General features: G+C 71.0%; 23 protein-coding genes and 4 tRNA genes. 11 read left to right on the top strand and 16 right to left on the bottom strand.

The features are described 5' to 3' along the window. The 5 genes from ABT170_RS32520 to ABT170_RS32500 form a co-directional block, all read right to left on the bottom strand. A partial coding sequence (locus tag ABT170_RS32520; RefSeq protein ID WP_351873392.1) for a DEAD/DEAH box helicase occupies nucleotides 1–2,084 on the bottom strand: 2,084 nt, incomplete at its 3' end. Between the two features lie 209 nt (nucleotides 2,085–2,293). Continuing rightward, nucleotides 2,294–2,872, bottom strand: coding sequence for a hypothetical protein (locus tag ABT170_RS32515; RefSeq protein ID WP_351873389.1), 579 nt, complete (start codon nucleotides 2,870–2,872; stop codon nucleotides 2,294–2,296). Nucleotides 2,873–3,130: 258 nt separating this feature from the next. Continuing rightward, nucleotides 3,131–3,505: a fluoride efflux transporter FluC gene (locus tag ABT170_RS32510; protein WP_351873386.1), complete on the bottom strand. Its 375-nt coding sequence runs from the start codon at nucleotides 3,503–3,505 to the stop codon at nucleotides 3,131–3,133. Further along, nucleotides 3,502–3,981 carry a fluoride efflux transporter FluC gene (locus ABT170_RS32505; RefSeq protein ID WP_351873442.1) on the bottom strand — a complete coding sequence of 160 codons (480 nt, stop codon included), beginning with the start codon at nucleotides 3,979–3,981 and terminating at the stop codon, nucleotides 3,502–3,504. Before ABT170_RS32505 ends, ABT170_RS32510 begins: the two co-directional genes overlap by 4 nt. Before the next feature lie 62 nt (nucleotides 3,982–4,043). After that, nucleotides 4,044–4,394, bottom strand: coding sequence for a metallopeptidase family protein (locus tag ABT170_RS32500; protein WP_266932415.1), 351 nt, complete (start codon nucleotides 4,392–4,394; stop codon nucleotides 4,044–4,046). Nucleotides 4,395–4,505: 111 nt separating this feature from the next. Here ABT170_RS32500 and ABT170_RS32495 point away from each other — a divergent pair, with 111 nt between their 5' ends. The 4 genes from ABT170_RS32495 (at nucleotide 4,506) to ABT170_RS32480 (ending at nucleotide 6,467) form a co-directional block, all read left to right on the top strand. After that, nucleotides 4,506–6,101: a metallophosphoesterase family protein gene (locus tag ABT170_RS32495; protein ID WP_329944897.1), complete on the top strand. Its 1,596-nt coding sequence runs from the start codon at nucleotides 4,506–4,508 to the stop codon at nucleotides 6,099–6,101. An 81-nt stretch (nucleotides 6,102–6,182) separates the two neighbouring features. Then, nucleotides 6,183–6,255, top strand: a tRNA-Glu gene (locus ABT170_RS32490). A 38-nt stretch (nucleotides 6,256–6,293) separates the two neighbouring features. Beyond that, nucleotides 6,294–6,368: transfer RNA gene (locus ABT170_RS32485), tRNA-Asp, on the top strand. Nucleotides 6,369–6,390: 22 nt separating this feature from the next. Continuing rightward, nucleotides 6,391–6,467: transfer RNA gene (locus ABT170_RS32480), tRNA-Phe, on the top strand. Nucleotides 6,468–6,505: 38 nt separating this feature from the next. Here the strand turns inward: ABT170_RS32480 and ABT170_RS32475 are convergent. From ABT170_RS32475 to ABT170_RS32465, 3 genes are read right to left on the bottom strand one after another with little or no spacing between them, the layout of a single operon-like run. Beyond that, nucleotides 6,506–7,366 carry a cytochrome c biogenesis CcdA family protein gene (locus tag ABT170_RS32475; RefSeq protein WP_329944896.1) on the bottom strand — a complete coding sequence of 287 codons (861 nt, stop codon included), beginning with the start codon at nucleotides 7,364–7,366 and terminating at the stop codon, nucleotides 6,506–6,508. Beyond that, nucleotides 7,363–8,166, bottom strand: a complete 804-nt coding sequence (locus tag ABT170_RS32470) for a DsbA family protein (protein WP_351873381.1) — start codon at nucleotides 8,164–8,166, stop codon at nucleotides 7,363–7,365. The genes ABT170_RS32475 and ABT170_RS32470 overlap by 4 nt, the downstream gene beginning before the upstream one ends. Before the next feature lie 54 nt (nucleotides 8,167–8,220). After that, nucleotides 8,221–8,703, bottom strand: a complete 483-nt coding sequence (locus ABT170_RS32465; RefSeq protein ID WP_351873379.1) for a hypothetical protein — start codon at nucleotides 8,701–8,703, stop codon at nucleotides 8,221–8,223. Between the two features lie 161 nt (nucleotides 8,704–8,864). Here ABT170_RS32465 and hrpA point away from each other — a divergent pair, with 161 nt between their 5' ends. The 3 genes from hrpA (at nucleotide 8,865) to ABT170_RS32450 (ending at nucleotide 13,420) form a co-directional block, all read left to right on the top strand. Beyond that, nucleotides 8,865–12,797 (top strand): ATP-dependent RNA helicase HrpA, encoded by a 3,933-nt coding sequence (hrpA, locus tag ABT170_RS32460; protein ID WP_329944893.1) that lies wholly within the window; start codon nucleotides 8,865–8,867, stop codon nucleotides 12,795–12,797. 152 nt (nucleotides 12,798–12,949) lie between these two features. Beyond that, nucleotides 12,950–13,024 (top strand) — tRNA-Asp (locus tag ABT170_RS32455). Nucleotides 13,025–13,162: 138 nt separating this feature from the next. After that, on the top strand, nucleotides 13,163–13,420 hold the full coding sequence (locus ABT170_RS32450; protein ID WP_329944892.1) for a DUF6274 family protein: 258 nt from the start codon (nucleotides 13,163–13,165) through the stop codon (nucleotides 13,418–13,420). Nucleotides 13,421–13,940: 520 nt separating this feature from the next. Here the strand turns inward: ABT170_RS32450 and bldC are convergent. Together bldC and ABT170_RS32440 are read right to left on the bottom strand one after the other, a co-directional pair. Beyond that, nucleotides 13,941–14,147, bottom strand: coding sequence for a developmental transcriptional regulator BldC (gene bldC / locus ABT170_RS32445; protein ID WP_003949541.1), 207 nt, complete (start codon nucleotides 14,145–14,147; stop codon nucleotides 13,941–13,943). A 658-nt stretch (nucleotides 14,148–14,805) separates the two neighbouring features. Further along, the gene (locus ABT170_RS32440; protein WP_329944891.1) at nucleotides 14,806–15,678 is read right to left on the bottom strand and encodes a DUF8083 family protein; all 873 of its coding nucleotides are present in this window, start codon (nucleotides 15,676–15,678) and stop codon (nucleotides 14,806–14,808) included. 171 nt (nucleotides 15,679–15,849) lie between these two features. Here ABT170_RS32440 and ABT170_RS32435 point away from each other — a divergent pair, with 171 nt between their 5' ends. After that, nucleotides 15,850–16,932: a Leu/Phe/Val dehydrogenase gene (locus tag ABT170_RS32435; protein WP_329944890.1), complete on the top strand. Its 1,083-nt coding sequence runs from the start codon at nucleotides 15,850–15,852 to the stop codon at nucleotides 16,930–16,932. A 334-nt stretch (nucleotides 16,933–17,266) separates the two neighbouring features. Continuing rightward, entirely contained in the window at nucleotides 17,267–17,521 is a 255-nt protein-coding gene (locus ABT170_RS32430) for a DUF3073 domain-containing protein (protein ID WP_326678655.1), read from the top strand. 174 nt (nucleotides 17,522–17,695) lie between these two features. Here the strand turns inward: ABT170_RS32430 and purM are convergent, their stop codons facing one another. Both purM and purF read right to left on the bottom strand, forming a co-directional pair. Continuing rightward, the gene (gene purM / locus ABT170_RS32425; protein ID WP_351873373.1) at nucleotides 17,696–18,769 is read right to left on the bottom strand and encodes a phosphoribosylformylglycinamidine cyclo-ligase; all 1,074 of its coding nucleotides are present in this window, start codon (nucleotides 18,767–18,769) and stop codon (nucleotides 17,696–17,698) included. 60 nt (nucleotides 18,770–18,829) lie between these two features. Continuing rightward, nucleotides 18,830–20,356, bottom strand: coding sequence for an amidophosphoribosyltransferase (purF, locus tag ABT170_RS32420; protein ID WP_266932424.1), 1,527 nt, complete (start codon nucleotides 20,354–20,356; stop codon nucleotides 18,830–18,832). Nucleotides 20,357–20,926: 570 nt separating this feature from the next. On the opposite strand from purF, the gene ABT170_RS32415 reads away from it, so the two are divergent. Together ABT170_RS32415 and ABT170_RS32410 are read left to right on the top strand one after the other, a co-directional pair. After that, entirely contained in the window at nucleotides 20,927–21,019 is a 93-nt protein-coding gene (locus tag ABT170_RS32415; RefSeq protein ID WP_351873371.1) for a putative leader peptide, read from the top strand. 267 nt (nucleotides 21,020–21,286) lie between these two features. Then, nucleotides 21,287–22,741, top strand: coding sequence for a sulfatase family protein (locus ABT170_RS32410; protein ID WP_351873368.1), 1,455 nt, complete (start codon nucleotides 21,287–21,289; stop codon nucleotides 22,739–22,741). A gap of 118 nt (nucleotides 22,742–22,859) precedes the next feature. On the opposite strand, the gene ABT170_RS32405 is transcribed toward ABT170_RS32410, so the two are convergent. From ABT170_RS32405 to ABT170_RS32390, 4 genes are read right to left on the bottom strand one after another with little or no spacing between them, the layout of a single operon-like run. After that, on the bottom strand, nucleotides 22,860–23,363 hold the full coding sequence (locus ABT170_RS32405) for an META domain-containing protein (RefSeq protein WP_443034334.1): 504 nt from the start codon (nucleotides 23,361–23,363) through the stop codon (nucleotides 22,860–22,862). Nucleotides 23,364–23,414: 51 nt separating this feature from the next. Further along, a complete protein-coding gene (locus ABT170_RS32400) occupies nucleotides 23,415–24,215 on the bottom strand; it encodes a maleylpyruvate isomerase family mycothiol-dependent enzyme (protein WP_351873365.1) in 801 nt (266 codons plus the stop codon). A 43-nt stretch (nucleotides 24,216–24,258) separates the two neighbouring features. Further along, on the bottom strand, nucleotides 24,259–25,209 hold the full coding sequence (locus tag ABT170_RS32395) for a M23 family metallopeptidase (protein ID WP_351873362.1): 951 nt from the start codon (nucleotides 25,207–25,209) through the stop codon (nucleotides 24,259–24,261). 48 nt (nucleotides 25,210–25,257) lie between these two features. Next, on the bottom strand, nucleotides 25,258–25,764 hold the full coding sequence (locus ABT170_RS32390; protein ID WP_266932428.1) for an ArsR/SmtB family transcription factor: 507 nt from the start codon (nucleotides 25,762–25,764) through the stop codon (nucleotides 25,258–25,260). Nucleotides 25,765–25,828 lie beyond the last annotated feature (64 nt).

Genomic DNA, 25,828 nt, shown 5'->3' with positions numbered 1-25,828 from the left:
CGCCCGGACGGACGGTCGTCACGACGGTCACGGCTGAACGACGGACGGTCGTTGTCACGACGCTCGAACGAACGACCACCACGGTCATCACGACGGTCACCGCCACCGGAGCGGAAGCCACCGGACGGACGGTCGTCACGACGGTCACGGCTGAACGACGGACGGTCGTTGTCACGACGCTCGAACGAACGACCACCACGGTCATCACGACGGTCGCCACCACCGGAGCGGAAGCCACCGCGGTCGCCACCGCGGTCGTTGCCGCCGCGGTATCCACCGCGGTCGCCGCCGCGGTCGTCACGGCGGTTGTCGCGGCGCTCGTAGTTGCCGCGCTCGTCACGGCGCTCCTCGCGCACGACGGGCTGCTCCGGCACGGACACGGCGGCCTCGATCGCGGCCTCCGCCTCGGCGGTGACCTCGGCCACCGCCGCCTCCGGGTCGTCGCCCCGCTCGCGTGCGGCGCGGGCGACCAGGCGGTCGGCCTCCTCGCGCAGCTCACCGGCACGGCGCTGGACGCGCTCCAGCTGCTTGGTCAGGTCGGCGACCTCGCGCTCGGCCTGCTTGGCGGCGTTGTTCGCGGAGTCGGCCTGGACCTCGGTCAGCGAGCGGGCGCCGGTGATCTCGGCGACCTCCGGCTCGAAGACGCCCGCGCCCTGGACGATGTGGCGCGAGGCGTCGACGCCCGCGTCCTCCATCAGGCGGAAGATCTGGCGGCGCTGGTGCGGAAGCGCCAGCGAGACGACGACACCGGACTTGCCGGCACGGGCGGTACGGCCCGAGCGGTGCAGGTAGTCCTTGTGGTCACCGGCCGGGTCCACGTTCAGGACCAGGTCGATGCCGTCGACGTGGATACCGCGGGCGGCGACGTCGGTGGCGACCAGGGCGTTGACGTAGCCCTTCTTGAAGTCCTCAAGGACGCGGGTACGGGCGCCCTGCGTCATACCGCCGTGCAGCGCGTCCGCCTTCACGCCGGAGTCGATGAGCTGCTCGGCGATGCGGTCGGCACCCAGCTGGGTACGGACGAAGATGATCGTGCGGCCCTTGCGGGCGGCGATGGCGGCCGTGACCGGCGCCTTGTCCTTCGGCTTCACGACGAGGACGTGGTGCGACATGGTCGAGACGTTGCCCTGGGCGCTGTCGACCTCGTGGCTGACCGGGTTGGTCAGGTAGCGCTTGACCAGGGTGCCGATCTCGTTCTCCATGGTGGCGGAGAAGAGCATGCGCTGGCCGCCGCCGGGGATCTGGTCGAGCAGCTCGGTGACCTCGGGCAGGAAGCCCAGGTCGGACATCTGGTCGGCCTCGTCGAGGACGGCGACCTGGACGTTCTCCAGGGAGCAGGCGCCCCGGTTGATGATGTCGCGCAGCCGGCCCGGGGTGGCGACGAGGACGTCGACACCGCGCTCCAGCGCGTAGATCTGGTTGCCCATCGACGTACCGCCGCAGACGACCTTCATCTTCAGGCCGAGCACATCGCCGTACGGCTGGAGCGCGTCCGCGACCTGCATCGCGAGCTCACGGGTCGGGGTGAGGATGACGGCGCGGGGCTTCTTCTTCTCGGTGAAGCCGCCGGCCAGCGCGGCCAGGGTCGGCAGACCGAAGGAGAGGGTCTTGCCGGAACCCGTACGGCCGCGGCCGAGGATGTCCTTCCCGGCCAGGGCGTCCGGGATGGTCGCCGCCTGGATCGGGAAGGGAGCGGTCACACCGTTCTGGGCGAGCTTGCGGACGATGCCGTCGGGCAGTCCGAGCGAGCCGAAGGTGACGGTCGGCTCGGCGTCGGCGTCGGCCTCGTCGCTGTCGGCCTGCACGTCGGAGACCTCGGCGGACGCCTTGGCGTCGGCGACCTCGGCGGACGCCTCGGCCAGCGCCTCGGCCTCGACGACGTCCACGACGGTGACGGGGGTGACGGGGGTCGTGGCAGTGGTGGTGGTGTCGGCGACGGGGGTGGTGTCGGCGACGGTCACATCGGCCTGAGCCGCCTGGGATGCCTGCGAGGCCTGGGCCACTACGGCCTCGGCGAGCTCAGCGAGCTCGGCGTTGTCGACGCTCTCGGGCATGACGGTGTGGTCAGAACTGGAAATTGACATGCGAAATGCGAAACCTTCCGGAGTCTCGGCACGCGCCCGTAACTCCGTGATTCGCAATTTCGACCGCCTCAATGCGGTCCAGCCACGGCAAGGGAGAGTACGCGCCACACGGCGCTCTTCTGTGTCGGCGCCGGGCAATGGGATCAAACGATCTACCACCATACGCACCCTCACCCACATCGCGCAAACCGCCCCCTCCCCCGGCCGCCCTACATCGGCCCCACCTGCGGTGATGCCTCCGGAGTCCGCAGCGACTGCGGGCGCGCCGGTGCTCTCATCGCATCAGTCCGGAACTGTGCGGCGGGCGAGACCGAGGGGGGTGGCGTGGGCGGTTCCGAGGGCTGCGGGGGCTCCGGATCGGGGTCGGGTCCGGGGCCGGGCTGCGAGGGGCCCGGCGGCTCCGGGGTGACCTGCGGCGGGGACTCCCCGGGCCCCGGTACGGAAGAGCTCGGCGCCGGCGGATGGCCGCCCCGGGTGGGCAGCGGGCTGCCGGGAACCGGGCGCGGGCCCTGTGGCGCGTGCGAGGACGCGGCCCCCGAGGCGTCCGGGTCCGGCTCCCCCGGGACCTCCCGGTCGGAGTGCGTGCGGGCGAGGCGTCCGCCGGAGCCGGCCCGGCCGGAGTCCGGCACCGCGCCACCGCCCGGCCCGGCCTCCCCGCCCTTCTCGTCGGCGGACCGTGAGGGCCCCGGCCGCGCGGCGTCGTCGCCGACGCTCATACAGCCGGTGGACGCGGCGATCGTCAACGCGGTGACAGTGGCCCAGCGGACAGGAGCGGACAGATGGCGCACGGGTGATACCTCCGGGGCGAGGAGACGGCGGAGTGGAGCAGCCACGCGGAACGGCGGGAAGCGACGGCCGGACGGAACGACGCGGTGGGACCGCGAGGACGCACGACGACAGGGCCGTAAAAGGAGCGGCTCCGTGCCCAACTCCCCGACCCCCGCCGGAGACACGCCCGCGGCGTCACCCGCCCGGCCCGCGGCGCCTCCCGTCACACCCCGGGCCCGCCCGCCGCGCACCCCGGCGCACGCCCTTCCCGCACCCCGTCAGACGCCGAATCCACCGGCCAGCTCGGCGCCCAGGAGAACCGCCCCCAGCCCCACCAGCAGGGACGCCACCACGTTCGCGGCCGCCAGGAAGGCCCGGCCGCCCTCGGCCAGCCGCAGCGTCTCGTACGAGAAGGTCGAGTACGTCGTGAGCGCCCCGCACAGCCCCGTGCCCAGCAGGGCGTACGTATGTGCGGAGACCGCGGCCCCGGTCAGCACCCCGAGCAGCAGGCTGCCCGCCGCGTTGACGGTGAACGTTCCCCACGGGAACACGTACGGCAGCCCAACGCCGTGGCGCGCCCGCACCGCACGGTCGGTCAGATGGCGCAACGCCGCCCCGGCGGCACCGCCGATCACCACCAGCAGCCAGTTCATCCCCGCCGCCCGCCTGCGGACCGCCCGCCCTCGGACCGCCCCAGCAGCGCCCGGGTCGTCGCGGCGGCGCCCCACACCGCGCCGAGCGCGCCCACGACCGTCGCCGCCGCGTAGGCCATGGCACGCGGCACCTCCTGGCGCACCAGGAGCCCCGACACATCGGCCGCGTACGTCGAAAAGGTCGTGAACCCGCCGAGCACCCCCACCCCGAGGAACGGCCGCACCAGCGGACCGGTGACCGTGCCCCGCTCGGAGACCAGCACCATCAGGACGCCGATCAGGGCGCAGCCGGTCACATTGACGACGAGGACGGTCCACGGGAAGCCCCCGTCGGCGGCCGGCCAGAGCCGCAGGGCCGCGTACCGTGCCACGGCGCCCAGCGCCCCGCCGGCCGCGACGGCCCCGAGGACCCCCGCCTGCCCGGACGGACCGGTGCCGTCACCGCCGCCTCCGCGGCCGTCACCATCGCCGTCCACCGCGCCGTCGCCGCCGCTGATCGCATGGCCGCCGCCGGGCCGCCGCCCGGAACGGGGACCGCTCACCCGTAACCCAGCGCGTGCAGCCGCTCGTCGTCGATGCCGAAGTGGTGGGCGATCTCGTGGACCACGGTGATCTCGGTCTCCGCGACGACGTCCTCGTGGGACTCGCACATCCGCAGCGTCGGGCCCCGGTAGATGGTGATCCGGTCCGGCAGCACTCCGGCGTACCACTCACCGCGGTCCGTGAGCGGAGTGCCCTCGTACAGCCCGAGCAGCTCGGGGTCGCCGGGGTCCGGTTCGTCCTCGACGAACACCGCGACGTTGTCCATCAGCCGCGTCAGCTCCGGCGGAATCCGGTCAAGAGCCTGGCTCACCAGCTCTTCGAACTGCTCCCGCGTCATCTCCAGCACCCCGCCATTGTCACGTATGACGGACCCGAACGGGGGAGTCCGCCGGGGTGGGCCCGCGGCCTGCCGCCATGCCCCCGCATGGCGGGCGCCGTATCGGGGCATACGGGTCCAATGGCCCGCGACCCGTTCCGTGCCGCAGTCGCCCGCACCCGGCACCGCCCCCGAACCGAGCGCCACCCCCGCACCTCCCTCCGCAGCGTCCTCCGCAGCCCCTTCCACCACCCCCTCCGCTCCCCCGGGGACCCCGCCGACCCCCTCGCCGGCGCCCCGAACCCGTACCTCCGTGCCCTGGGCCTGCTCGCCGTCGTCGTCCTGGGGGCCTGGCTGGGACTCCTGATCGTGGGCAGCGTCCGCACCCCGGTCGGGCCCATGGACACGAACATGACCCTGCGCCCCTCCCTCACCGGCGGCAGCAGGATCAACGTGGCCCCGCTCGGCGCCCTGGAGCTGGACTCGCACGTCGCCCCGCTCCGGCTGGACGTCGACGTCGACCGCCTCGACCCCGGGCGCTCCCAGACCCTGGTGGACCACCCCGAACAGTTCTCCGGCCTCCAGGACCAGGTCACCAGGGACGTCGCCACCGGCACCCGCGAGCTGGCCGTGCGCTCCTGCGCGGCCGTCGTCTCCGGCGCCACCGCGCTCGGCCTCGCCGTCTACCGCCGCCCCCGCCGCGCCCTGGCCGCCGGAGGGCTCGCGCTGACGCTCCTGGCCGCGTCCGCCGTCAGCGCGTACGCCACCTGGAACCCGAAGTCCGTCCTGGAGCCGCGGTTCTCCGGACTGCTGTCCAGCGCCCCCTCCGTCGTCGGCGACGCCCGCTCGATCGTCACCGAATTCGATGTCTACCAGCGGGAACTGGCCCGGCTCGTCACCAATGTCACCAAGCTGTACGACGCCACGTCCACGCTCCCCGTCTACCGCCCGGACCCCGGCACCATCCGCGTCCTGCACGTCTCCGACATCCACCTGAACCCCGCGGCCTGGCACATCATCGGCTCCCTCGTCGAGCAGTACGAGATCGGCGTGATCATCGACTCCGGCGACACCATGGACCACGGCAGCGCCGCCGAGAACGGCTTCCTGGACCCGGTCCGGGACCTCGGCGCGCCCTATGTCTGGGTCCGCGGCAACCACGACTCCCCGGTCACCCAGGACTATCTGAAGGGCTTCGAGAACGTGCGTGTCCTGGACGAGGGCAGCGCGGTGAGCGTCGCCGGGCTGCGGATCTCCGGCATCGGCGATCCGCAGTTCACCCCGGACCGCTCCCTCCCCGCCGAGGGCCGGGTGGCCGAGCAGGCGGCGGGCGCCCGGCTCGCCGCGGCCATCCGCGCCCAGAAACGGGCCGGCACCCCGGTGGACATCGCGGTCGCCCACGACCCGAACGCCGCCCGGGAGACCGACGGCACGGTCCCGCTGGTGCTCGCCGGGCATGTGCACCACCGGGTGAACGAACTCCTGAAGCTCGGTACGCGCCTGAAGGTCGAGGGCTCCACGGGCGGCGGCGGACTGCGCGCGGTGCAGAACGAGAAGCCCGAGAAGGTGCGCGCCTCGGTGCTCTATCTGGACCGGGCCACCCGCCGGCTGCAAGCGTGGGACGAGATCACCCTGGGCGGTCTGGGCCTGACGACGGCCGAGGTCAGCCGCCATCTTCCACAGGAGAACCTGGAGAACGGGGGACCCTCGCCGACGCCCGTCGCGACCTCCCGGTAAACCGTTTTGGCGATAGCTCCCCGCATCCCATATGCTTCTCACGTCCCCGACGCGCTGCAAAGCGAACAGGTGGGCCAATTAGCCCTCATCGTCTAGTGGCCCAGGACGCCGCCCTTTCAAGGCGGTAGCACGGGTTCGAATCCCGTTGGGGGCACGCTTTACCGTGTGCGAGACTCGTCTCGCACATTGCTTGGTCCTGTGGAGCAGTTTGGAGTGCTCGCCACCCTGTCAAGGTGGAGGCCGCGGGTTCAAATCCCGTCAGGACCGCTGCAGCCCTTGTGCGCTGCGTGGCTGGGTAGCTCAGTTGGTACGAGCGATCGCCTGAAAAGCGATAGGTCGCCGGTTCGATCCCGGCCCCAGCCACCACCCGAAGGCCCCGTCCACCGGACGGGGCCTTCGCCGTGTCAGACGCCTTCCTTCCGCTCCGGCGTACCGGTGGTGCCGCCGTCCCGCCGCCGCCAGGCCCGTACGCCCAGCACCAGCAGCACCACAGCCACCACGGACCCCAGCAGTACGCCATCGGGCACCCGCTCGCCGAGACGCTGCGCCCACTGCTCGACCGCGAACGAGTCGTCCACGTTCAGCAGACCGGGCAGCGCCGTCGTCCCGTCGTAGATCAGGAACAGCGCGCCGAGGCCGATGAAGAACAGCCCGGAGAGCAGCGACGTGGTGTGCAGCTCGAAGCGGCCGAGCCGGAAGGTACGGCCGCGCAGCCAGGCACGGCGGCCGAGGTCGAAGCGCTCCCAGAGCAGCGCCAGCACGAAGAGCGGTACGGCCATGCCCAGTGCGTAGACCGCGAGCAGCAGCCCCCCGTAGACCGGGCTGCCGCTGACGGCCGCCACGGTGAGGACGCTGCCGAGGATCGGCCCCGCGCAGAATCCGGCCAGGCCGTAGACCGCGCCCAGGGCGTAGACCGAGAACGCGGTGGTGGGGCGGATCCGGCCGCTGAGGGCCGCGATCCGCCGCGAGGCGAAGCCCAGCCCGACGATCTGGGCGACGCCGAGCGCGATGATCAGCCAGCCCGCGCCCGTGACGAGGGCGTCGCGGTGGCTGTAGAAGAGCCGTCCCGCGTACGAGCCGGCGGCGCCGAGCGGGACGAGGGTGGTGGCCAGACCGGCGTAGAAGATGCCGGTACGGGCCAGCAGGCGCGAGGTGGAGTCGATGGAGTACGCGAAGAAGGCCGGGAGCAGCAGGGCGCTGCACGGGCTGACCAGTGCGAGCAGCCCGCCGAGGAAGGCCGCGAAGTAGCCGATGTCCGCCGTCACTTCGCGGAGTTCCCCGCGTTGCCGGTGCCGGCGCTCTTCGCCTGCTCGGCCGCTTCCTCGATGGCCTGGGTGAAGGCCTCCATCGGCTGGGCTCCGGCGATCGGGCGGCCGTTGATCAGGAACGAGGGGGTGGAGGTGGCGCCGATGCCGTACCCCTGCTCCTGGTCCTTGCCGACCGCGGCGCGCGCCGCGGCCCCGTCCAGGTCGGTCATGAACCGGTCGATGTCCTTCACCCCGGCCTGCTGGGCGAGCGCCTTGAGCCGGTCCTTGCCGAAGCCCTTCTCCTTGGCTCCTTCGGCGTAGGCGGCCTGGTGGAACTGCCAGAAGCGGTCCTGCTGTCCGGCGGCCCAGGCGGCGCGGGCGGCGGCCTCGGACTCCTCGCCGAAGATCGGGAAGTTGCGCCACTCGATGCGCAGGGTGCCGTTGTCGACGTACTTCTTCACCAGTTCGGGCTCGGTGTCACGGGCGAACTTCCCGCAGTAGCCGCACTTGAAGTCGGCGTACTCGATGAGCACGACCGGGGCGTCCGCGCGGCCCTGGGCGAGCTTGTCGCCCGCGTCGCGGCGGGCCAGCTTCGCCAGCTCGGGGTAGACGCCCTCCGCCGGGTCGGTGGACACCTCGGCGGCCGGTGCCGAGGCGGAAGCGCCGGAGCCGGAGTCGGGGGCGGTGGCGCGGTACGAGACGAAGCCTAGGAGGCCGGCGGCGATGACGACGACGGCGCCGTACATCAGTGGCTTCCTGGCGGACGAGGAAGAGCGCGGGGACGAGGAGGTGGAGCGGGTGCGGTGGGGCGTGGGCATGGGGCACTCCGTGCTGATGATGCGGGAAAGGGGCAGGGCGGGGCAGCGGGGCTGCTACACCCTCAGCACGGAGAGTTCGACGGGGGTGGGCGTGGCGGGAGCGGGGGCGCACAGCCGTATCCGTACGAGCGCGCGGGCCGGCTCCTGGCCGATGACCGCGGGCAGGCCCCACTGGACGAGGCCGGGCGCCTGGTCGTTCAGCGCGCGGGCGCGGACCGGGGCGGCGGGTTCGGTGCCGTCGTGGTTCCGCTTCTTGCCGCAGCCCGGGATGCCGGAGCCGCCGCGGTCCTCACCGGCGAGGACCGCGGTGTCACCGGCGTCGGCAAGGACGGCGGGCACGGCGGCGGAGCCGTCGGAGGCGGAGTCATCTGCGCCGGCATCGGGCACCGCTGCCGGCGCCCCCGCCGGGACCGCCCCCACCGGGCCCGTCACCGCTGCGTCCCGGGCGACCGGGGCCGATGTCGCCGCCGGTCCGCAGAACAGCCCCAGGACCACCGCGAGCACCGCCGTCAGGCAGCACCACTGCGTACGGGACACGGGGACGGCCTTTCCTGGAGAATCCTGCGGGGCACGCGTTCAGTTGCCCGAAATGGTACGTGCCATGACCGCCTCCGCTCCCGCGGTCACCGGGAAGGTGACGCAGTCCGCGTGAAATGCGTTCGCCACTCCTCGGGCCCGGGTGAGATCCTGGGACCCGTATGTCTACTTCCTTTGCCGATCTCCAGTCCCAGCTCGGCCGGCTCTCGCTCCGTGACGCGCACCGGCTCGGCCGTCGCCTCGAAGGTGCCCGCCGGATCCGCAAGCCCGAGGCCCGACAGTCCGTGCTGGACGAGATCGCGGCCGAGTCGGGGAAGGCGGCCGAGCGGCTCGCCGGGCGCGCCGCGCGGATGCCCGCCCTGTCGTACCCGGAACAGCTTCCGGTCAGCCAGAAGAAGGACGAGATCCTTGAGGCGATACGCGACCACCAGGTCGTGATCGTCGCCGGGGAGACCGGTTCCGGGAAGACCACGCAGATCCCCAAGATCTGTATGGAGCTGGGGCGCGGCGTCCGGGGCATGATCGGCCACACCCAGCCGCGCCGCATCGCGGCGCGCACGGTCGCGGAGCGGGTCGCCGAGGAGCTGAACACCCCGCTCGGCGAGACCGTCGGCTGGAAGGTCCGCTTCACCGACCAGGTGAACCCGGACTCGACCTTCGTGAAGCTGATGACGGACGGCATCCTGCTGGCCGAGATCCAGACGGACCGCGAGCTGCTCGCCTACGACACGATCATCATCGACGAGGCCCACGAGCGGTCGCTGAACATCGACTTCCTCCTCGGCTATCTGGCCCGGCTGCTGCCCAGGCGCCCGGATCTGAAGGTCGTCATCACCTCCGCGACCATCGACCCCGAGCGCTTCGCCCGGCATTTCGGCGAGGCACCGATCGTCGAGGTCAGCGGGCGTACGTATCCGGTCGAGGTGCGCTACCGCCCGCTCCTCGAAGAGGACAGCGCGGATCCCGACCGGGACCAGATCACCGCGATCTGCGACGCCGTCGACGAACTCCACGGGGAAGGACCCGGCGACGTCCTGGTCTTCCTCTCCGGCGAGCGGGAGATCCGCGACACGGCGGACGCGCTGAACAAGCGCAATCTCAGGCACACCGAGGTGCTCCCCCTGTACGCGCGTCTCTCGCACGCCGAGCAGCACCGCGTGTTCCAGCGCCACACCGGCCGCAGGATCGTTCTCGCGACGAACGTCGCCGAGACCTCGCTGACCGTTCCCGGTATCAAGTACGTGATCGACCCGGGCAACGCCCGTATCTCCCGGTACAGCCACCGCACCAAGGTCCAGCGGCTCCCGATCGAGCGGATCTCCCAGGCCAGCGCGAACCAGCGCAAGGGCCGTTGCGGCCGTACGTCGGACGGCATCTGCATCCGGCTGTACTCCGAGGACGACTTCGTGACCCGGCCGGAGTTCACGGACCCCGAGATCCTCCGGACGAATCTGGCCTCCGTCATCCTCCAGATGACCGCGGCGGGCCTCGGCGAGATCGAGAAGTTCCCCTTCATCGACCCGCCGGACCACCGCAATATCCGCGACGGCATCCAGCTGCTCCAGGAGCTCGGCGCGCTGGATCCCGCGGAGAAGGACGCCTCGAAGCGGCTCACACCGCTGGGACGCAAGCTCTCCCAGCTGCCCGTCGACCCGCGGCTGGCCCGCATGGTCATCGAGGCCGACCGCAACGGCTGCGCCCGTGAGGTCATGGTGATCGCCGCCGCGCTCTCCATCCAGGACCCGCGCGAGCGGCCCTCGGAGAAGCAGACGCAGGCCGATCAGCAGCACGCCCGGTTCAAGGACGAGACCTCCGACTTCCTGGCGTTCCTGAATCTGTGGCGCTACATCCGCGAGCAGCAGAAGGAGCGCGGCTCCTCCAGCTTCCGCCGGATGTGCAAGCAGGAGTATCTGAACTTCCTGCGCATCCGCGAGTGGCAGGACATCTACGCCCAGCTGCGTACGGTGGCCAAGCAGATGGGCATCGCCGTCGAGGAGCCCAAGGCCGACGAGGGCGTCCCCGAGCAGGCGGTGCACACCTCGCTGCTGGCCGGGCTGCTGTCGCACATCGGGCTGAAGGACACCGAGAAGAACGAGTACCTGGGCGCACGAAGCGCCAAGTTCGCGATCTTCCCCGGTTCGGCGCTGTTCAAGAAGCAGCCCCGGTTCGTGATGTCCGCCGAGCTGGTCGAGACGTCCCGGCTCTGGGCGCGGGTCAACGCCCGGGTCGAGCCGGAGTGGATCGAGCCGGTCGCCCAGCATCTGCTGAAGCGCACCTACAGCGAGCCGCACTGGGAGAAGGACCAGGCGGCGGTGATGGCCTACGAGCGGGTCACGCTCTACGGGGTACCGATCATCGCCCAGCGCAAGATCAATTTCGGCCGTATCGACCAGGAGGCCTCGCGCGACCTCTTCATCCGCAACGCCCTGGTCGAGGGCGACTGGCGCACGCACCACCAGTTCTTCCATGACAATCGCAAACTCCTCGGCGAGGTCGAGGAGTTGGAGCACCGCGCCCGGCGCCGCGACATCCTGGTGGACGACGAGACGCTGTTCGACTTCTACGACCAGCGGATTCCCGAGCACATCGTCTCGGGAGCGCACTTCGACTCGTGGTGGAAGCACAAGCGCCGTGACGAGCCGGACGCGCTGGACTTCGAGCGCTCGATGCTCATCAACGAGAAGGCCGGGGCCGTCACCAAGGACGACTACCCGGACTCCTGGCGGCAGGGGAAGCTCAAATTCCGGGTGACGTACCAGTTCGAGCCCGGCGCGGACGCCGACGGTGTGACCGTCCATGTCCCGCTCCAGGTCCTCAACCAGGTCACCGCCGAGGGCTTCGACTGGCAGATCCCGGGGCTGCGTGAGGACGTGGTCACCGAGCTGATCCGCTCACTGCCCAAGCCGATCCGCCGCCACTACGTCCCCGCGCCGGACTACGCGGCCAAGTTCCTGGACCGTGCCGTGCCCCTCCAGGAGCCGCTGCCGTTCACGCTGGCCCGTGAGCTCCAGCGGATGGTCGGCGTCCCGGTCACGGCCGACGACTTCGACCTGACCCGTGTCCCGGACCACTTGAAGATCACGTTCCGGATCGTCGACGAGCGGCGCCGCAAGGTCGCCGAGGACAAGGACCTGGAGGCGCTGAAGCTCCGGCTGCGCCCCAAGGCCCGTCAGGCGCTCTCCAAGGCCGCCGCGGCGACCGCGGGCCCCTCGGGCGAGTCCATCGAGCGCTCCGGCCTCACGGACTGGACGATCGGCACCCTGAACCGCGTCTTCGAGACCCGGCGGGCCGGCCAGCCGGTCAAGGCGTACCCGGCGCTGACCGACCAGGGCGACAGCGTCGCCGTACGGCTCTTCGACACCGAGGCCGAGCAGCAGCAGGCGATGTGGCGCGGCACCCGGAAGCTGATCCTGCTGAACATTCCGGTGAACCCCGCCAAGTTCGCCTCGGACCGGCTGACCAACCAGCAGAAGCTGGCCCTGTCCCGCAATCCGCACGGCTCCGTCCAGGCGCTCTTCGAGGACTGCGCGACCGCCGCCGCCGACCGGCTGATCGCCGCCCACGGCGGTCCGGCCTGGGACGAGCAGTCGTTCCGGAAGCTGTTCGACAAGGTGCGCGCCGACCTGGTGGACCTGACCGTCCGCACCATCGACCAGGTGCAGCAGATCCTGGCGGCCTGGCAGGCCTGTGAGCGCCGTCTGAAGTCCACCAACAGCCTGACGCTGGTCAACAACGTCACGGATGTACGGGACCAGCTGGCCCGGCTCATGCCGCCCGGCTTCGTCACCGCGACCGGGCTGCGCAGGCTGCCCGACCTCATGCGCTACCTGGTCGCCGTGGACCGCCGGCTCCAGCAGATGCCGACGGCCGTCCAGCGCGACACCACGCGCATGGAGAAGGTCCACGAGATGGCGGACGAGTACGCGTGGCTGCTCGAACAGCTCCCGCAGGGACGGCCCGTCCCGCAGGAGGTGCTGGACATCCGCTGGATGATCGAGGAGCTGCGGGTCAGCTACTTCGCGCACGCGCTGGGCACGGCCTACCCGGTCTCGGACAAGCGGATCGTGAAGGCGATCGACGCGGCGGCCCCGTGACCGGGGGCGCGCTCCGGGCCGGGCCGCGGGCCCGGATCCGGGCCGCCCCGGTGGCGTAACGGAGTCACCACCAGGAGTGAAGTCGACCTGGACCTCCCACCTCCTGTACAGTCTGGTTTCGCAGCCAGCCGCGAGGCAGACAGCGAAAACCTGGTCCTGTGGAGCAGTTTGGAGTGCTCGCCACCCTGTCAAGGTGGAGGCCGCGGGTTCAAATCCCGTCAGGACCGCAGTAGACGAAAGCCCGGATCCCCTGGATCCGGGCTTTCGTTCGTCTTGACGGCGGCATCTGCCACGGGTACCCCGTAGAGCAGGGCCGCTCCTGTTTCCCCGGCGAGGAGCGGCGGGCCCACCGGGAGGTGGCTCGTATGTCCGCGTCCACAGCACGGCACGAGACCCGCGCACTGCTGCGGGCCCATCTGGCCGCCGCCTCCGACTTCCGCCACCTCACCCGGCACTGTCCGGTCTGCCACCGCCTGCTGCGGCTCGCCATGGAGCCTCCAGAGGCCCCCGAGGCCCCTCGTACGCCCCCGAAGGCTCCAGAGCCGCCCGAGGCCCCGGAGGGCCGGGAGAGACCCTCCGGGGCGCCGGACGCGACCGAGGACGAAAGTCCTGCCCCGACATGACCATCGGCCGGGTGGTTTCGCCTCCCGGCAGTGGCAGGCTCGTAGTTGGCAAGCTTCAGGCAGTGTGACGGGAGTCACGGCAGTAGTTTTCAGAAGGGGTGACTTTACGCCCTTCCTACAACTGGCGAATTTAATATGTGCAATTGCACCTACGCGCCAGTACTACCGGACCGTTCCGTCCGGAGCTGTCCCCGAGCGTCCGGGACGCTCACCCACACTCCCCCGCAGACCCGCCCACAGCCAGTCGAACCGAACCGACCGCGCGGTTCTGCGCCGGGCCCGTCAGGGCCGCCCGGAGCCCGCGGACACCCGGGCACGGGCGTGAGCACGGATGTGAGCGCGGACACAAAAAGATCGCGCTGGACCCGGCGGAGTCCAGCGCGATCAAAACGACGCAGCCCTCTGACGAAGGCATGACGCCCGTTGGGGCGGGCGTCCGTCGTGTGGAGCTATGGGTGGGCGGCTGAGGTTTGGGGGACCTGGCAGCAGCCCGGTTGTGGTGCGGCGTGACAGGGGTGTGTCAGGCCTCGCTGCGCTGCTGCGGAATACCCGCAAGCAGTGCGCGGACCTCTGCCTCGCGGTACCGGCGATGCCCACCGAGCGTGCGGATGGACGTGAGCTTGCCAGCCTTGGCCCAACGGGTGACCGTCTTCGGGTCCACGCGGAACATCGTGGCAACCTCAGCCGGGGTCAGCAGCGGCTCGGCATCAGGGGTGCGAGCGGTCATGAGCGGCCTCCTCGGGAGAACCGAACATTCTCGGTTCTTTCCTCTAAATTCTGCACCTTGACCCACGTTGCCCGAAATGGCGGACGCGGGCCGAGTCGGTTATAGGACGAACGGCTTGTCCTCGGCACTACAACTACACCATCCGTCCAGCCGCTTCGGCCAAACCGATGGAATTGCCCTCCCAGGTGTTCATCAGCGACGGAAGCCGATGGACCATGCCATAGCGGACAGTCACACCACCGTGACGATCAGTCACAGAGCGATCAGGAGTCACCAGACCCCCCATAGCGTGCAATGCTGAGCATTCCGCCCGTAGTTGGACGGATGGAGCCCTCCCCGGACTCCTTGTCCTATTTTGGCACGAGGAGCAGGGATGGGCGCAAGGGCCCCGTTAGTGCTATCCGTCACGCTTGAGGCAAAGGCCCGGTTCGGGACGTAGGTCCCAGACCGTAAGGAGTAGTCTTCCGCCTCAGCCATCCCACGTGCCACACGGGACGCAGGTTCACACCCCGTCAGTTCCCGCGGAATCCCGGCTGTTCCTCCCGGCTTCTCGCCTCAGCGCCGCCTCAGCACCTCGTCACCTCCTCCCGGCCGGATTCGCCCCGAAGGAAGGATGCCCCGGTTCACTCAGGTTGATTCCGCTGTGCGCCTTTTCACGTCAATTGGTGAACTGGCGGTCCCGTACCGACCGCCAGCGCTCCGCGAGCCGGGCGTACGCCACGCTCGCCCCGTCGTTGTCACCGTCCCTCAGCGCGGCCAGCCCCTCGGTCACATCCGCGGCCGACCGGTCCGCCGCGAGATGCTCCGCCGGCAGCGCGTGCACCAGGCCTCCGTAGTCGAGCTCGACGAGAGCGCGCGGATGGAACTCCTCCAGCCAGCGGCCCACGTCCACCAGCCCTTCGGCCAGCGGCCCGTCGTCGACGCTCTCGCGCAGCGTTCTCAGCGCCCGCGCCAGCCTGCGCCGGGCCTGCACCATCGGGGTCCGGTATCGCAGCACGGGCACCCCTCCGTCGCCGCCGCCCTCCCCGTCGCCGTCCGCAGCCGCGTACGCCCGGTACTCCCGCTCCTCGTCGGCGAAGAGCACGAACCAGCGCACCGGAACGTGCCACACCGTGGTCCGGATCCATGGGCGCGCATCCGGATTCCGCTTCCGCCAGCGCTCGTGATCCACGCTCGCCTGCCCCCGGACCACCGGGGGCAGCACCGCGTCGAGCACAGTGGCCGGAAACAGTCCCCCCAGCTCCTCCAGCGCCAGCCATCCGCGCAGCCGCGTACGCCACGGACAGACGCACACCACCCCGTCCAGCTCCGCCACGAACGCGTCGCCGCTCTCGTGCACGGGCACCCCGACCGGCGGGGTGGGCACCAAGTCGGCCAGCGAACGACGCAGTTCGTCCTGGTACGTCGGCAGGGAGGGGCGCTGCGCGTAACGGGCCCAGTGGCTTCGCTCGGGCTCCGGGAACGCGGCGAGCGGCTCGTACACCCGGAGGTAGGACGTGTAAGGGACGAACACTGAAGACACCACCGACATGCAGCGAATCGTGTCACGCCCGTACTCCCCCGGGGGGTGATCCTCCACACCGGCGCCGATCCACGGCTCCGTAGGACTTACGCTCTTGCCCGTACCGGCCGTGCCGGCCGGTACAGGGCCCTCCCCACCTGCAGGAGGGCTTCCGCCGCTTCGTACTTGGGAGTCACCACAGTGACCGATGTGACCGACGGCGTCCTGCACACCCTGTTCCACTCGGATCAGGGAGGTCACGAGCAAGTCGTGATCTGCCAGGACCGTGCCAGCGGCCTCAAGGCCGTCATCGCCATCCACTCCACCGCCCTGGGCCCGGCCCTCGGCGGCACCCGCTTCTATCCGTACGCCTCCGAGGAGGCGGCCGTCGCCGACGCGCTGAACCTCTCGCGCGGTATGTCGTACAAGAACGCCATGGCCGGACTCGACCACGGTGGCGGCAAGGCCGTCATCATCGGCGATCCGGAACAGATCAAGTCGGACGAACTCCTCCTGGCCTACGGCCGTTTCGTGGCCTCGCTCGGCGGGCGCTACGTCACCGCCTGCGACGTCGGCACCTATGTCGCCGACATGGACGTCGTCGCCCGGGAGTGCCGCTGGACCACCGGCCGTTCCCCCGAGAACGGCGGCGCCGGCGACTCCTCCGTCCTCACCGCCTTCGGCGTCTTCCAGGGCATGCGGGCCTCGGCCCAGCACCTGTGGGGCGACCCGACGCTGCGGGGCCGCAAGGTCGGCGTCGCGGGTGTCGGCAAGGTGGGCCACTACCTCGTCGAGCACCTGCTCCAGGACGGTGCGGAGGTCATCATCACGGATGTCCGCGAGGAGTCCGTACGCCGGATCACCGGCCCCCACCCCGAGGTGGCCGTCGCGGTGGACACCGACGCGCTGATCCGTACCGAGGGCCTCGACATCTACGCCCCGTGCGCGCTCGGCGGTGCTCTCGACGACGACACCGTCCCGGCGCTCACCGCGAAGGTGGTGTGCGGCGCGGCCAACAACCAGCTCGCCCACCCGGGCGTCGAGAAGGACCTGGCCGACCGCTCGATCCTGTACGCCCCCGACTACGTGGTCAACGCCGGTGGTGTGATCCAGGTCGCCGACGAGCTGCACGGCTTCGACTTCGACCGGTGCAAGGCGAAGGCGTCGAAGATCTTCGACACCACGCTGGCCATATTCGCACGTGCGAAGGCCGATGGGATTCCGCCGGCCGCGGCCTCCGACCGCATCGCCGAGCAGAGGATGGCCGAAGCCCGCCGTCACTGACCGGTCACGGGCCGTTCAGAGGCCCGTGACACGGGCATGCGGGTCCCTCACACGGACCCGGCAGGGCTGAGCCGCCGGCCGGCGAGACAAGACTCACGCCGGTCGGCGGGTCGCCCGCCAAGAAGAGGTTAAAATCGCAGTTGACCAGGGAGGACGGAGCTCCTCGCTGACCCTGCACCGGGGCGCAAGACACGGGCGGCGTACCGTATGGCCACGGAAGCAGGTACCGTTAAAGCTCTACGGGCGCGGTCTCTCTACTGGGAGTCCGTCCTGAAACATGAACGCGTGTCAAGACTCTGGGGCCGTCGAGCCCCGTCACCGAGGGGGTCGAGCCATGGGGCGCGGCCGGGCAAAGGCCAAGCAGACAAAGGTCGCCCGCCAGCTGAAGTACAGCAGCGGCGGGACTGACCTGTCGCGTCTGGCCAATGAGCTGGGCGCATCGCCTTCGAGTCAACCACCGAACGCTGAGCCGTTCGAGGACGACGACGAGGAAGATGACCCGTACGCACAGTACGCGGATCTGTACAACGACGATGACGAGGACGAGGACGACCAGTCCGGTCCATCGTCACAGCGCCGCGGCGCTTGACCTCGCGCTGACACAACAACCCGGTCCGGGCCCGTCCCGGACCGGGTTCTGTGCTGTCCCGGTCCGGGAACGGAGCGTGAGCACCCGGCCGCCGGACGGAGCGGGCGATCATGCCCGTCCGGCGTTCGGGAGCAGCCCCTGCCCGGGGGCGGAGCCCGCCGGGAGCCCCGGGCCCTAGCTCGCGTAGCTGCCGGTCAGCTCGGCGCCCGTGGCGTGCGCGCCACGGTCGGTGATCTCACCGGCGACCCAGGACTCGACCCCGCGGTCGGCCAGCGTCGTCAGCGCGGCGTCCACCGAATCGGCGGGCACGATCGCGATCATGCCGACGCCCATGTTGAGCGTCTTCTCCAGCTCCAGCTGCTCGACCCGGCCGGTCCGGCCGACGACCTCGAAGACCGCGCCGGGCGTCCAGGTGGAACGGTCCACCGTGGCGTGCAGGCCGTCCGGGATGACCCGGGCCAGGTTGTTGGCCAGGCCACCGCCGGTGACATGGCTGAAGCCGTGCACCTCGGTCGTACGGGTGAGGGCCAGACAGTCCAGCGAGTAGATCCTGGTGGGCTCCAGGAGCTCCTCGCCGAGGGTGCGGCCGAACTCCTCGACCTGACGGTCCAGCGCCCAGCCGGCCCGGTCGAAGACGACGTGGCGGACCAGCGAATACCCGTTGGAGTGAAGACCGGAGGACGCCATCGCGATGACCGCGTCACCCTTACGGATACGGTCCGGGCCGAGCAGGCGGTCGGCCTCGACCACGCCCGTACCGGCGCCGGCGACATCGAAGTCGTCGGGGCCCAGCAGTCCCGGGTGCTCGGCGGTCTCGCCGCCGACGAGGGCGCAGCCCGCCAGGACACAGCCCTCGGCGATGCCCTTCACGATGGCCGCGACACGCTCGGGATGCACCTTGCCGACACAGATGTAGTCGGTCATGAAGAGCGGCTCGGCACCGCAGACGACGAGGTCGTCGACGACCATCCCGACGAGGTCGTGGCCGATGGTGTCGTACACACCCATCCGGCGCGCCAGGTCGACCTTCGTACCGACGCCGTCGGTGGCGGAGGCCAGGAGCGGGCGCTCGTAGCGCTTGAGCGCCGAGGCGTCGAAGAGGCCGGCGAAGCCGCCCAGGCCGCCGAGGCCCGCGACCTCGGCGCGCTGCGTCTTCTTCACCCACTCCTTCATCAGCTCGACGGCGCGGTCACCGGCTTCGATGTCGACGCCCGCTGCCGCGTAGGAAGCACCTGTTGTCTCAGACATTGCCTGGGATCTTTCGTGTGGAGATACGGGGCTGGTGGGAAGGCTGCCGGCCGGTCCGGGTCACGGACGGCGCAGCGCGTCGGCCGCGGCGGTCGCCGCGGGGCCGGCCGCCAGCTCGGTCTCCAGCAGCTGCTTGCCGAGCAGCTCCGGGTCCGGCAGCTCCATCGGGTACTCACCGTCGAAGCAGGCGCGGCACAGGTTCGGCTTGGCGATCGTGGTCGCCTCGACCATCGCGTCGAGCGAGATGTACGAGAGGGAGTCGGCACCCATCGAGGTGGCGATCTCGTCGACCGACATGCCGTTGGCGATCAGCTCGGCGCGGGTCGCGAAGTCGATGCCGAAGAAGCAGGGCCACTTCACCGGCGGCGAGGAGATCCGGATGTGGATCTCGGCGGCACCGGCCTCGCGGAGCATCCGGACCAGGGCGCGCTGGGTGTTGCCGCGGACGATCGAGTCGTCGACGACCACCAGGCGCTTGCCCTTGATGACTTCCTTGAGCGGGTTCAGCTTGAGGCGGATGCCCAGCTGGCGGATGGTCTGGGACGGCTGGATGAAGGTCCGGCCGACGTAGGCGTTCTTGACCAGCCCCGCGCCGAACGGGATGCCGCTGGCTTCCGCGTAGCCGATGGCCGCGGGCGTGCCGGATTCCGGCGTCGCTATGACCAGATCCGCCTCGACGGGGGCCTCGGCGGCCAGTTTCCGGCCCATCTCGACCCGGGAGAGGTAGACGTTCCGCCCGGCGATGTCGGTGTCGGGGCGGGCCAGGTAGACATACTCGAAGACACAGCCCTTGGGCTTCGCTTCCGCGAAGCGCGAGGTGCGCAGGCCGTTCTCGTCGATGGCGACGAGCTCACCCGGCTCGATCTCGCGTACGAAGCTGGCGCCGCAGATGTCGAGGGCGGCGGACTCGGAGGCCACCACCCAGCCACGCTCCAGACGGCCGAGGACCAGCGGGCGGATGCCCTGCGGGTCGCGGGCCGCGTACAGCGTGTGCTCGTCCATGAAGACGAGCGAGAAGGCGCCCCGGACCTCGGGAAGCACCTTCGCGGCGGCTTCCTCGACGGTGAGCGGCTTGTCGTCGTCATCGGTCTGGCCGGCGAGCAGCGCGGTCACCAGGTCGGTGTCGTTGGTCGCGGCGACCTGGGTGGCGCGGCCGTCCTTGCGCGGAAGGTCGGCGACCATCCCGGCGAGCTGGGCCGTATTGACCAGGTTGCCGTTGTGGCCCAGGGCGATCGAGCCGTGCGCGGTGGCACGGAACGTCGGCTGCGCGTTCTCCCACACCGAGGCACCGGTGGTGGAGTAGCGGGCATGACCGACCGCGATATGGCCCTGGAGGGATCCCAGAGACGTTTCGTCGAAGACCTGCGAGACCAGTCCCATGTCCTTGAAGACCAGGATCTGGGACCCGTTGCTCACTGCGATGCCCGCGGACTCCTGTCCACGGTGCTGCAGGGCATACAGTCCGAAATAGGTGAGCTTGGCGACCTCTTCACCCGGAGCCCAGACACCGAAGACGCCACAAGCGTCCTGGGGGCCTTTCTCTCCGGGGAGCAGGTCGTGGTTGAGTCGTCCATCACCACGGGGCACGACACCGAGTGTAGGCGAGGTCGACCACTGGTCCGAATTCGGGACCGGTCCGCAAAGAGCCGCCGGAGCACCGGGAACACCCCGAGGGGCGGTCGGGTGCAGGCGTTTCGGGGGGCTTCGCGCGATCACCCGGAGTGATCATCGAGCGGTGTCCGGACACCGCCCGGAGACACCGGGCACGGGCGTCACCCCGAAAAAAAGCCGGTTACCGGCCAGTTCCGGCCATCGGCCGCCGTCGGCCGGAACGCGCCAGGTCGTGGCACTGGGTGAACCGGCGCCGACGGCGCACCGGCCACCGGTCGAACGCTCGTTTCGTGGTGAGCCTCACACGCGGGGAGGGGATGCGGTGGGGAAGGGGCGCGGACGGGCGGCTCGTGCGGAGGGGCGCGGGCGATGGACCGACACCGGGCGGGGGAGCGGTGGCGGGGGGGGTGTGGGCGGTGGGTTGTGGGCGGTGCGCCCGTCCGGGGTACGTACGGGGCGGGGGCGGGCGTCCGGGGTGCGGGGCGGGCGTCCGGAGTGCGAGACCGGCGTTGACACGCGCATGCCCTCTTGGCAGGCTCCTGGGCCATGCAGCCCCCCGGTGACCGTTCGGTCACGCTCGTGGAGCGCCGCCACGTCGATCTGGGACGTGTGTCGAGCGCCATCTGTCGCTGCTCCTGACCCTCACGCACCCCGCCGCCGCCCGGCTCGCCCCGGGCGCCGGTGCCGCACGTGGGCACGTACGCGCGTATGTACGCATGCACGTGCTCGCTGACGGCGGACACCGGGCCGGCGCCGAGTGTGCACTGAGAGTGCGCTTGAGAACGCGCCGATCCTCGCCGATGCGCGCGCCCCTCCTCCCCTGCCCTGCTTCCCCGGCCGCGCCCAGGCCGGGCCACGCCATGCCGTGCGCCCGGCCGTCCGCCGCCCTGCCCCGAGGACCCCCTCATGCCTTCGCACGCCCACGATCCGATCAACCAGAACTCCAGTTCGATATCCCCGCTCACCCGGCGCGCCTTCGGTACGGCCGTCGGCGCGACGGCGGCAGCCGCGACCATCGGTCCGCCCGCCGCGGCGGCGCAGCCCGCACCCCCGCGATCCGTGGAGGAACGGCCCTTCCGGGCGGCCCGCGGACGGCACGCGCGGCGGCCCAACATCCTCTTCATCCTCGGCGACGACCTCGGCTGGGCCGACCTCTCCTCGTACGGCTCCCCGGACATCCGCACCCCCCACCTGGACCGGCTCGGCCGTCAGGGGGTGCGGTTCACCGACGCGTACTCCGGTTCCGCCACCTGCTCCCCCACCCGCTTCAGCCTCTACACCGGGCGCTACCCGGGGCGGACGAAGGGCGGGCTGGCCGAGCCCATCGCGGACCGGTCGGTGGGCCTCGAACCCACGCACCCGACGCTCGCCTCACTGCTGCGCGGCAGCGGCTACGCCACAGCGCTGATCGGCAAGTGGCACTGCGGCTTTCTGCCGGACTACAGCCCGACCAGGTCGGGCTGGGACGAGTTCTTCGGGAACTTCGGCGGCGCGCTGGAGTACTACTCCAAGCTCGGCGGCAACGGCGAGTACGACCTGTTCGAGGGCGACGCCGAGTACAAGGACCTGCGCTACTACACGCGCATCCTCACCGAGCGCGCCGGCGAGTACGTCCGGCGCGACCACGACAGGCCGTGGCTGCTCAACCTGAACTTCACCACCCCGCACTGGCCGTGGATCGCGGACGGGGACCGGGAGGCGAGCGCCGAGATCGTCCGCCGGATCAAGGCCGGGGACCGGGGTGCGCTGTGGCACGCCGACGGCGGTTCGCTGGAGAAGTACAAGGAGATGGTCGAGGACCTGGACCGTTCGGTCGGCGAGGTCCTCAAGGCGCTGAAGCGGTCCGGACAGGAGCAGGACACCCTGGTGTTCTTCGCCAGTGACAACGGCGGTGAGCGCTTCTCGTACAACTGGCCGCTGTCCGGCAACAAGGGCTCGCTCAAGGAGGGCGGCATCCGGGTTCCGGCCCTGCTCCGCTGGCCCGCCCGGATCGACGGCCACCAGGTCAGCGACCTGCCGGTGTTCTCTCCCGACTGGACGGCGACGCTGCTGGAGCTGGGCGGCGCACGGCCCGACCCCGCGTACCCGCTGGACGGGACCAGCCTCGCCGGGTACCTGCTGCGCGGCGAGGAGCCCGGGGAGCGGGATCTGTTCTGGCGCGTGCGCGGGGAGCGGGCGCTGCGGCGCGGCGAGTGGAAGTACTACCGGGGCAGGGGCGGTGCCGATCAGCTGTTCCGGCTGACGCGCGATCCCCGGGAACAGGCCGACCGCTCGTCCGCCGAGCCTGAGCTGCTGGCCGGGCTGCGGGCTTCCTGGGAGAGGACGGACGCGGGCCTGCTGCCGTACCCGACGGGTTCCTGAGACGTCTGCCGTCCCCGCCGCCCCCGGTCCTGGGCCCTGGACCCCGCCCCGGTCCTCGGCCCTGGACTCCGCCTCTTCAGCCCCGGCTCTTCCCCGTCAGCCCCGGCTCTTCCACCGGTCAGCCCTGGCTCTTCCCCGGCTCCGGAGCCACGGCCGAGGCGCCGAGGCCCTTGCCTCCGGGGGCGGTGAGGGACAGGACCTGGTCCTTGATCGTGTACGTCGTTTCCCCGGCCAGGACCGCGAGAACGGACCGCTCCACCTCCATGGCCTCCGCCGCGCACATCTTGCGGGTCGAGGCGAGCGGACCGAAGGTGATCGTCGTGCCCTTCACGGTCGCCTTGCCGTGGAAGGTGTTGCAGCCGAGGCTGCCCTCCACCGTGCCGTCCTCGCCGAAGGTGAGGTGCGGCGCCCTGCCGTCCGGCAGGTCGGCGGGCAGGGCGGTGGTGTTCCGGCCGCTGACCAGGGTGGTCACCGTCCACTTGGTGCCGGTGACGGGCGGATCCGTCCGTACGGTGCCGCTGCCGTCGCCGGAACCGGAGCCGTCCGAACCGGAGCCCGAACCGGGGGCGGCCTGTGTCCCGCAGGCCACGAGGGCGAAGAGAGCCAGAACGCTGACTGCCATACGTTGTGTGCGCATGGCCATGGGACGGAACGAGTGGCCGATCCGTTCCCCTCAGCCCATCAGCGGCAGCAGCGGCCCGAGATCCGCCCGCTCACCGCTGGCGCTGACCTGGGCCTCGTCCAGTGCCTCCGCCCACGCCAGCCGGCCGGTGGCGAGCCGGATCCAGGTGAGCGGCGCGGTCTCCACGACATTGGGCGGCGTACCGCGCGTGTGCTTGGGGCCGCCGATGCACTGGACGACCGCGAAGGGCGGGACGCGCACCTCGACCGAGCCGCCGGGCGCCTTGTCCGCGAGGGCGTCGGCCAGCAGCCGGGTGCAGGCCGCGAGCGCCTGCCGGTCGTACGGGATGTCGAGCCCGGCCGCCTCGTTCACGTCGTCCGTGTGCACGATCAGCTCGACGGCGCGGGTGACCAGGAAGTCCCCGAGGCGCATGGTCCCGAACCGGGTCGGCAGCAGCCGGTCCCCCGCGTCGGCCAGCACCGTCGCCGCGAACCGCTCGGCCGTCTCCTCGTACAACGCGTCGAGGTCGGGGCGGTCCACGGCGAGCGCCATGGTGTCGTCGGTGATCCGTCCGGCCGCCCCGGCGGTGAAGAACGGCCACTGGAGCAGCGCGAGCTCCGGCTTGGGACCGGACGGCTCGGGCAGTTCCAGGCTCCCGGTGACGCGGGAGAGCGCCATCGCGATGTGGGCGGCGAGATCCCGGACCGTCCAGTCCCCGAGCCTGGTCGGCCGGGCGAGCTGTTCAGGCGTCAACGTGGCCACGGCTTCCCGGACATGGGCGAACTGGGCGAGGACCGCGGTGCGCGTCCTGGCGTGGTCGTAGCTGCGCGGACGCTTCTTGGCCGGTGGCATACCGCCGAGACTAACGGGCGCCACCGACACCGGGGGCCGGGCGTCAGGAGGGATCCGGCCTCATCGGGATGGAGGCGGAAGGGGACGGCGAAGAGGAGGCGGAAGGGGACGGCGAAGCAGCGGCGGACTCCCCCGCGGTGAACGCCTCGCCATGGGACGGGACGCCGATGCCCCGCCAGGTGAACGGAATTCCGCGGGCCACATCCAGATCCGGATCGTCCATCAGCTGGAAATGCACATGCGGTTCGGTGGAGTTTCCGGAATTACCGCAGCGGGCGAGTTGCTGCCCGGCCCGTACGGTGTCCCCCGCCTTCACCTGGAGCGACCCGTGCCGGACATGCGCGTACAGGGCGAATACGCCCTCACCGAGGTCCAGAACGACATGATTGCCGACGATTTTGCCGGCGCCGTGCATGTCCCGGAACGGGGCCTCGAACAGCATCAGGTAGAGGAGACCGAGGCCGGAGTTCCGGCTCAGATGGTCGCGCTGACCGTGGCTCGCGTGGACGACGGTCGCGTCGGCCACCGCGAGCAGCGGGGCGCCGAAGGCCGGGAAGTCACGGTTGCGGCGGGCTATCGGCCACACCCAGCGGAACGGCGGCCGAGCGGGCACGCCCTCTCCCCCGGACATGTCGACCGCGTCAGCCGACGCGTCGCCCTCTCCCCCGGGCTCGGCGACGATGTCGATCGCGTACGCCTGTCCGTACACATGGGTGCCGTGGCTGGGCACCTTGTCCGCCGGGCTGTTGACCGCGACCCAGCGCCCGGCCACCGGCGGGCCGACCTCCACGGCCGGGCGGCGGTGCGGCTCGCGGGCCCGGGACACGGCGCCGGTGCGGCTCAGGAGGAGAGCGATCGTGATCGCCGCGGCCGCGGGTACGAAGGTCAGCCAGAACGGATACAGGTGGCCGACGAACACCCCCGCCACAGCCATGGCGACGAAGGCGATCCAGCACACACGGTGCAGCACCATCAGCTTCTTGCGGACGGACATGTCTTCCCCCAGTCGGTCAGGTGTGCGGTGTCGTGGGACGCGGCCGGCTCAGGGCCGGGACGCCGTCAGCACCACCAGCAGCGGCACCACCCGCACGCCCGGCACCTCGTACCGCCCGCGTCCCGTCGTGTGCAGCCAGCCCGCGCCGGTCAGCTGGCGCAGATGGTGGTAGATCTGGCCGGTCGTACCGACCTCGTCGAGCGCGGCCAGTTCGGCGGCCGTGCGCCGGCCGCCGAGGATCTCGCGGAGCAGCCGCAGCCGTACCGGATGGCCGAGAGCGGCGAACGACTCGGCGCTCTCGGTCCAGTCGGCGTCCATGAGGCTCCCGGTGAGCGCGCCGTACTGCCATTCGTACGTCTCGCCGGCCGGCAGCCGGACCGCCCCGGTGTAGAGCACACCGCCGCTGTCGGCCGCGCCGCCGGCATCGGTGAGCTGCGCCTTGAGCCCCTCCAGCGCCCAGAAGTCACCGTCCCCGAGGCGCGGCGCCTCGCGGTCCGCGCCCTCCAGCGCGGTGAGCCGCCGTTCCAGCTCGGCGACGCGTTCCTCAAGCCCCATGACTCAACCTTACGTAATTACGTAATCTCACACAACGGGAAAGCCGAAGCCCCCGTCCGGACGA

It is taken from the genome of Streptomyces sp. NPDC001787 (assembly GCF_040297465.1).
In the GTDB taxonomy this organism is placed as follows: Bacteria; Actinomycetota; Actinomycetes; order Streptomycetales; family Streptomycetaceae; genus Streptomyces.
The sequence above is the reverse complement of the archived record's forward strand: the minus strand, read 5'-3'. Positions and strand labels throughout refer to the sequence as shown.